The 7,808-nt window shown below is 62.7% G+C and carries 7 protein-coding genes; 2 read left to right on the top strand and 5 right to left on the bottom strand.

Annotation, left to right across the window (positions count from 1 at the left end; all coding sequences use genetic code 11):
- The 3 genes from LJE91_03755 to LJE91_03745 form a co-directional block, all read right to left on the bottom strand.
- Positions 1-2,148: AsmA family protein (locus LJE91_03755; GenBank protein ID MCG6867855.1), on the bottom strand; the 2,148-nt coding region annotated here is incomplete at its 3' end.
- 145 nt (positions 2,149-2,293) lie between these two features.
- Positions 2,294-3,013, bottom strand: coding sequence for a lipid-binding SYLF domain-containing protein (locus LJE91_03750; protein ID MCG6867854.1), 720 nt, complete (start codon positions 3,011-3,013; stop codon positions 2,294-2,296).
- A gap of 94 nt (positions 3,014-3,107) precedes the next feature.
- Complete coding sequence (locus LJE91_03745) at positions 3,108-3,689, bottom strand: DUF4136 domain-containing protein (protein MCG6867853.1); 582 nt, start codon at positions 3,687-3,689, stop codon at positions 3,108-3,110.
- A gap of 140 nt (positions 3,690-3,829) precedes the next feature.
- Here LJE91_03745 and LJE91_03740 point away from each other — a divergent pair, with 140 nt between their 5' ends.
- On the top strand, positions 3,830-4,285 hold the full coding sequence (locus tag LJE91_03740; protein ID MCG6867852.1) for a hypothetical protein: 456 nt from the start codon (positions 3,830-3,832) through the stop codon (positions 4,283-4,285).
- 185 nt (positions 4,286-4,470) lie between these two features.
- On the opposite strand, the gene LJE91_03735 is transcribed toward LJE91_03740, so the two are convergent.
- Entirely contained in the window at positions 4,471-6,408 is a 1,938-nt protein-coding gene (locus tag LJE91_03735; GenBank protein MCG6867851.1) for a HAMP domain-containing protein, read from the bottom strand.
- A gap of 52 nt (positions 6,409-6,460) precedes the next feature.
- Complete coding sequence (gene moaB / locus LJE91_03730) at positions 6,461-6,997, bottom strand: molybdenum cofactor biosynthesis protein B (protein MCG6867850.1); 537 nt, start codon at positions 6,995-6,997, stop codon at positions 6,461-6,463.
- 284 nt (positions 6,998-7,281) lie between these two features.
- Here moaB and LJE91_03725 point away from each other — a divergent pair, with 284 nt between their 5' ends.
- Positions 7,282-7,719 carry a molybdenum cofactor biosynthesis protein MoaE gene (locus LJE91_03725; protein MCG6867849.1) on the top strand — a complete coding sequence of 146 codons (438 nt, stop codon included), beginning with the start codon at positions 7,282-7,284 and terminating at the stop codon, positions 7,717-7,719.
- Positions 7,720-7,808: the final 89 nt, after the last annotated feature.

Genomic DNA, 7,808 nt, shown 5'->3' with positions numbered 1-7,808 from the left:
GATCAGCGGGCCAAGCCGGGACAGCTGCTGACCGCTGAGTTCGTAACTAAAATCGATGCGCCCGGTCCACGGCAGGATCAGGTTGCCCTCCAGGTCGAGTTGCGACTCCCTTCCCCGGGTAACGAGCGCCAACTTCCGGGGAACGCCGGCGCGGAGCCAGTTCGACATCGTCCCAATGGACCCCTTTGAACTGACATTCACCCCGTTCAGTGTTCCGTCGAGCGAAGCAGTGACGGGTTTGGCGGGACGGGAAGCCGCGTGAAAGCGGTGAGCCTTTAGTTCGATAGCCCGTGGTGAGGTGCCTTCCCCGATCGACAACCAGGAAGTCGTGGTTCTTGCATCGATCCTGGATTCGGTCAGGAGTGCCCTGACACTGCTTCCACCTCCCTTGAGTGTAATCTCGGGTTCTCGCAGTTCACCCGAGACGACCTTTCCGTTACCCAGGGCCTCGAGAAGCGCACCCAGATCGAACGCCGTCGAACGGGCGGCGGCCGAGACCGAAGGCGTGTCTTCGGTTACGTCCAGGGATCCCGTCAACGAGATCCGTCCCCCCGGTATGGTCCCCTGAAGGGTCGCGACATCGAGGCGATTCTCGTGCAGTTCACCCTGGAAGACCAGGTTGTGCAACGGCATCGCCAGTCCCTTGAGGGTGGACAGAGTGAACGAAACTTTCGAGTTCCAGCCGCGCAGCCAGGCCGTGTTCAGTGGTGCGTCCAGCAGCCCCGCGCCAGCCCGCCTGGGATTACGGACCTGGCTGGACGCCAGTAACGGGGACATGTTGATCGTGCCCGCTTTCAGGTCGGCATCGAGTCGCGGCGTGCCCTGGCCACGCTCCCATGAAATCGTTCCGGTTGCGCTGGTCGCCCCCGCTTTCAGGTCGATCCCGCGCAGCGAGACGGTTTCCGGGGACGCGTGGAGCGTGCCCTTCAGATTCGCGGGCAGGTAGCCCTTTAACCGGGACGAGACGGATTGCGGCAGGCTCGAACCGTCCGCTAGGTGAAGATCGACGTCGAATCGGCCCCGGGCCTCGCGCATCGGCAACCTCACCGCCCCCTGCGCCCGCAATCCGGACTGACCTGAGGAGGCGTCGATGCTGACCGGCCACTCGCCGGTGTCGCTGCGCAGCTTTTCGAGCGCTGCCCCCTTCAGCTTCAAGGAGAACCGGTCTTCACCATACTGGCCGCCGATACTGATCTCGATTGGCTGTTCGGCGCTCAACTCGGCCTGTCCTTCCTCGAACCGCAGAGACCGTGCCTCGCCCTGACCGGGGATATTCGCCTGCAGGCCCGAGAAGTGAAAGTGGTCCCCGGTACGGTCCAGGGTTGCCGATACGTCAAAGGGGCCTCGCGCCGGCAGATTCCGACCGATCAAACGCCCCATGGCGCTCACGTCGTCGCCGGAGAGCGAGACAGCGGTACTGAAGTCGCCGTTCAAGGGAACGGTCAGGTTGCCCTTCGCCGTGATTTGGACGTTGTCGACCTGAGCCGTTGCATGCAGCGGAAACCTTCCGGGTTGCCTCGCCAACAGGGTGGTGAGGGTGCCCGCAGTCGCCGACAACGAAACCTGCCGGCCTTCGAATTCGCCGTTCGCGTTCACCTTCAGCTGGGCGCCGGGGGGCCATGATGCATGGGTGGTATCTATCCGGACCCGCCAGCCGTCGCTCTGCATCGAGCGATATCCGAGTTCAACGGACTCGAGATCGAGTTCTGCGAGGCCGGCGAAGGTGTAGAGCCCGTGCCGGGTTGAGGATCTGCCGCCGAACGACCAGTTGTTCGAGTCGTGCGGGCCTCGTTCGAACAGAATGTCCGCCCGGCGCAGGCCGATGCGGGCAATCTCGATTCGTCGATCGAACAACGGCATGAGCGCCATCTGCAGGGTTATCTCGTCCGCCGTCGCGAAGTTGGGCCGGGAAGCCCATGGGGGGTTGCCGATGACCACGTCCTGAAGCGATATACTGGGGATCAGAGAGGCCTCGAATCCGATTTCACCACGCAGCTTGATCGACCGCCCCAGGGTATCGCTGAGCAGGGATTCCAGGCGGTCGCGATGGGCATTGAGGTCGACCGTCAACAGGAAGACATTGAGTCCGGCAATCGCCAGGACGAGGATGATCGGTACCCAGATCAGGATTTTTGTCGCGGACTTCATGTCCTTGTGACCTGCATCGACTCCAGGGGTGTCTCGACCAGCCTGATACCCGGATTGGCCAAGGGAACGGGGCGAACGCCGGTTGCCCGACTTGCGAGCGATGCGGATATCAGAATGTAGATGTAGAAGCGGTGGCAGGGGGCGACTATTCGGACTCGTCTTCCGATTCGCCGGCGGCGGCGTCGGTGACCGATTTTACCAGATCGCTGGCGGTGGCGTTTCTGGCCTCGCGCGTGATCAGGATGTCCGTGGGACGGACGTCGCTGCCGTAAAAGGCGCTGTTCAGGCCGTTCCTCACCTTGATCACCGCGCCGTCCAGCGTTACCCCGCCAAAGGCCCCCTTGGACAGGTTGTACTGTACGATGTCGGCCGTTGCGGCCTTGGCGCCGGCCCCGACCGGGCCCGCAGCGATGCTGAGGCCGGTGCCCAGATTGGCCTGGGAGGTCAGCAGGGAAGCCAGTCCCCTTTCGGTCATGACGAGCATCAGGACCTGCGAGGCATCCGCCCCGATCTGCAGCCCGAAGGTCACCGCACCGATGGTATAAAAGGCGGGATCACTCCAATCGTTGCTGTCGTCCTTTCTGGCCAGCATCACGCCTGATCCGCCGGAGCCGCCGAAGATAAAGCCGCCCTTGATGACATGTGGAAAGATGATCACGCCCCGAGCACGGCCGATGTTCTCTCGGAGCCATGTCATGTCTTCGTTGGCGAGAACGGTTTCCAGCGTGGTGCGGCTGTTGTCGATCAGGTCCTGGGCTTCCTGCTCCTGTGATCCGGCCTGGGCACCGCCGGCAGCAAGGAGTAGCACGAAAAGGAACGACGTGATGGCGGCCAGGGGGAGACGGTGGGGTAGCGTTACTGTCATGGGTGCATCGAGTCCTTGCGTCTGTGAAATCCGGACCGGGTGACCCCGACGCGCCGGAGCTTCATTTTGCCTTCCAGGCGGACTGCCTGCGATGTCATTTCGTCGGCGGAAAATTTTTCAGGATTTCCTTTACTGCCTTGTCGATCTTCTCTCCGCTCTTCTTCTCTACGTCGGACTGCTTTACCAGGTCCTTGGCTGTGCCGCGCCAGATCTCCCTTTCCGTCTCGGGGTCGAGTACCGTCACGATCAGCGTCCCTTCCTCGTATTCGCGCGGAGCGAGCGATCGTTCGTGCTCGTAGCCAGGGTATCGGGCGGTGTCCAGGGTTTCCAAGCGGTGAGACCAGTTCCTCAGGCCAGCGTAGGGATCATCGGTCAGTTTGGTCTCCGCCCAGACGTAATAGTTGACATAGAAATCCGGTGTGCCTTCCTTCTGCGGGCGGAAGCCCTTTGCCTGCAGGTTGCTGTCGACTGCGGCGCGGACCTTTTCGTCGATGAATCGATAGGTGGCTTCCTCGCTGTTTCCTCCCCGGCTGTCTTCGGGGAGCCAAGCGAATGTCTTGAGTCCTGAGAAATCGGTCTTGGGGTTGTAATCGATCTCGGATTCAATCGTGTTGGCGCAGGCCTGCACGAGACACAGCACCGCGAGAAGCATTGTCGGGCGAGTGGTTGCCAACATGGAATTCCGGGCCGAATCGGCGTTGGTTGAGAGGGGATCAGGGCGCCATCAAGCGCATAATCGTATGTTACACTGAAAGCGATGTCATTTCGCCGCAATGGCCCCATCCGGGACGATTTCGACCACCCCGATTTCGATCGATGCGCACGCAGACACCCGATCCCGCAGACGACTCCAAAGCCGCTTCCACCGATAGCGTCCGTAATTCCGTGATGCTCGCCTGTTTGGGCGCCTGGCTCCTGTTCGTCACCGAAGCCGGGGCGCAGATGATCGGCTGGGACGCTGCTCTGCCGGGACTCGATCAGACCGATATGGATATGATCCAGCACCTCGGGAGAGTCGAAATGGATGGCAAGCCCACAGGCACCGTTCTGGAATGGTCGAATCCCCGCAGCGGCGCGGCCGGTACCGTGACCCTGGTGAATCAGGGCACGTTGCGGGGGATGGAGTGCAGGGACCTGCGACAGCACTTTGTCGTACCCAATCAGGCCCCCTGGGATCTTGAAAGCCGGATCTGCCGTCAGGATGACGGCAGCTGGAAGATCATGAACCAGCAACGCAGGCCACCGGACCCGGAGTCCTCGTCCCAGGAGTGAAGGAAAGCACGGGGAAATGAACCGTTACGGCGATTGCCGGAAAATCGCATACCAGATTGCGCCGGTTTTTCGTACGTCATCAAGGCGCGACAACAGGCGCATCGTCGATTGATGTCGCTGTTGTCGCAACACAGAGGACGGACGAAAAGACAAGCAGGAGGGTATGTCATTTGACAGAAATCGCCTTAACCTGTCGTCGATGGCAGCAGGATCGTCACCCGTGTTCCCCGGGCGCCGGACGACTCGACCCCGATGCTGCCCCCGTGCGCATCGACGATCCGTTTGACGATCCCCAGCCCGAGACCGGTGCCGTGCCGCTTCGTCGTGAAGAAGGGCTCGTACAGGCGCTTCAGCGTCTCAGGTGGAATCGGGTCTCCCCCGTTGCAGACCGATACCTCGATACCGTTGTCCGTCTTGGCCAGCGACCAGCCGATCTGGCCGCCTGCGGGTGCCGCCTCGCAGGCATTTCGGGCGATGTTCTGAAACACCTGAATCATGCGGTTGCGATCGATCCGCGCCTCGCACCGGCCGGATGCCGCATCGAAGACGAACGCCTGTCCCCTGGATCCTGCCAGGTCTCTGTTCGTCTCCAGAAACTCCGAGATCAGCGGGGCCATGTCCGCGGATTCAATCTCCAGCGACAGGGGCTTCGCATACAGCAGGATGTCTTCCAGCAGGCGCGACACGCGCTGGACCTCCTGCGATGCGAGCTCGGCCCGGTTGACCCCGCCCGGAGGCAGGTCGGAATCCCTGAAATAGTCGAGCGCCAGGCCGATCGTCGCCAGCGGACTCCTGATCTCGTGGGCGATCCCCGAGGCGAATTCCCCGATCGCTGCGAGCCGCTCGTGCTCGACCAGTCTGACGGTGCGCCCGAAGCTGTGCGTGATCAGGTGGGCAATGTTGGTCAGCAGTTCCAGGTGTTCGTCGGTATAGGCGTCGAGATCGCGGCTGGCGATGACCAGCAGGCCCGGGAAAGGAGTCAGCTCGGAGAATGGCAGGGCGATCGCCGAGCGCCGTCCCTGTTCCGACAGCATCCGGAAGAATGCGCCGCCGTCTGCCCGGCCCGCCTCGGCGGTATTCGGCACGTGCTGCGGGACACCGTTCTTCAGGGCCTTCTCCATGAGCGTTCCGCTGCAGGGAAACCGGGCCCCGGCGACCGGGCCTTCACCTTCCCGGTCGCGCGCACGTTCCATCCTGAGCTGATCGCTGGCCTTTTCCGCGAACAGGGCGCACACCCAGTCCATCGGCAGCAGGCCGGCGAACTCCTCGAGGACGAACCGCAGGGTGCCATCGAGGTCGCTGCCCTGCTCGATGCGGTCGATCAGACGAAACAGGGCGCGCAACCGTGACGAGAGTCGGTTGAAGGACCGCGTCAGCGAGGCGATCTCGCTGTTGCCCGAGGGCTCGACCTGATGCCCGAAGTCGCCCGAGCTCACGCGCTTCATGCCCTGAACGGCCCTATCCAGCGGGCCCAGCACCCGCAGATAGATCATCAGGATGATCAGCACGGAGATCACGAAGGCCGCGGCGAGCACGATGTTGTTGATCGCGTAGATGTGTCGGAGTCGCGTACCGATCTGGTCCTGCAGTGAATCCAGAAGTTCCAGCGTACTATCCCTGAGCTCGTTGTGATGATCGACGATGTACCCCGCGCCCCACTCCAGGCGCGGCTCCTGTTCGTCCTCGCCGAGCTTCTCCTGGAGATCCCGGCGGTAACCCATCCACAGGTCGACCGTGGACGAGACGGCCTCCCGGACAGGCGGGGTGAGGTCGGTATGCAGGGTCTTCTGCATCCCAGTCAGCTTCGTGTCGAATTCCTGGTAGGAGAACGCCATCAGGATCTCGTCGAAGGTGTCTAGGTGCGCCAGCAGATCCTGGTAGTAGAGACGAACGTCGCGGTGGTAGGTCTCGTAGTCCCTGGGGGGATTCTCCTGGTAGTTCATCGCCTGCATGGCGAGCTGCTCCCCTGCCAGTTCCAGGCGGCCGGCGAGGTTGAGCACCATGGTTGCGTTCCGCTGCTGTTCCAGGGCATAGACCGTGTAGGTCACCGTCCCCGCGAACAGCGCCAGCAGGGAGAGCAGCGCCGCCGAGATCTGAAATCTGAGCGAACCCGGCGAGATCACCCCGCGCGCGCCCCCTGCGTGGCTGGGCGCGCGTGGGCGAATGTCTCCACGATCAGGACTCGTCCAGCCGAGGCATGAGCTCGACGAGGTTGCAGGGCCGTGTGCGGGCGTCCAGTTGCGGCGCGATGAGCCTGTCCCAACCGTCGGCGCAGGCCCCGGGTGAACCGGGTAGGCAGAAGATGTACTTGCCGTTCGCCACCCCGGCGACGGCGCGGGACTGCATCGTGGAGGCCCCGATCGACTCCCAGGACAACACCCGGAACATCTCTCCGAAGCCCTCGATCTCCTTGTCGAGCAACGGCCGCATCGCTTCCGGAGTCCCGTCCCGGCCGGTCAGTCCCGTCCCGCCGGTGGTGAGGATTGTGCGGATGTCGGGATCCCGAATCCACGTAGATGCCGCAGCGCGGATCTCGTAGATGTCGTCTGGGACGATTCGCCTGTCGCAAAGCCTATGGCCCGCCTGTTCTATCCGGGCGCTGAGTAGGGACCCCGACTTGTCCGTCGACTCGCTCCGGGAATCGGAGATCGTCATCACCGCGATCTGCAGGGGGACGAACTGGCGACGGGATGTCATGTCCTTATCTGTCATGTGGCGCGGTTCCCGGGAGCGTACAATTGAAACTCAGGTCAATGTTGCAGCATCTTTGGTGGGTCGTCGCGGCAACGATTCCTCCACGAATCCCCCATAGCCGCCGCTAACTGCCCGACTGGAGGTCTGCTGAATCGTGAAGCGTAGCGAGGGTCACCTCCTCAGTTCCGTGCGAGCAGAATCGGGAGACGCTGGATCCGCCCGCACCGCAAGTCGCTATGGTAATCGAAGCGCGGCCGTTCGGGTGCCGATCTTGCCGGTGCGAGACTCGATGGAAGTACGGGATGAAGACAGAGATCCGCAAATACCCATTCGATCCCTGGGATGAGGTACGCCGACACCAGGCCGGCCGGCCCGACCTGGCTGGAAACTATGGTGCGACGGCCGTGTTCGTCGGGACCATGCGGGGCCTCAATGAAGGCGACCGGGTGACCCGCATGCGTCTGGAGCACTATCCGGGAATGACCGACGCGCACCTCGAGCAGATCACGGCGGCCGCCGCGAAACGCTGGGAGATCCAGGATGTCCTGGTCGTTCACCGCACCGGCGAGGTCGCGCCCGGCGACCCGATCGTGCTGGTTGCCGTCTGGTCGGCCCACCGCGCCGCGGCCTACGAGGCCAACCGTTTCATCATGGAAGACCTGAAGTCACGCGCACCTTTCTGGAAGAAGGAGACCCTGGAAGGCGGGGACCGCTGGGTGGAGTCCAATACGCCAGGTTGAGGCGCCCGGGACCGAATGCGGTACATGGCTCGGACAGTCAAATGTGTTGTGATTTCGTCCTTTTCAGATCGTGTGGAAAATGACTTAGG

It is taken from the genome of Gammaproteobacteria bacterium (assembly GCA_022340215.1).
Classification (GTDB): Bacteria; Pseudomonadota; Gammaproteobacteria; order JAJDOJ01; family JAJDOJ01; genus JAJDOJ01.
This window is presented reverse-complemented; position numbering and strand designations above follow the sequence as displayed.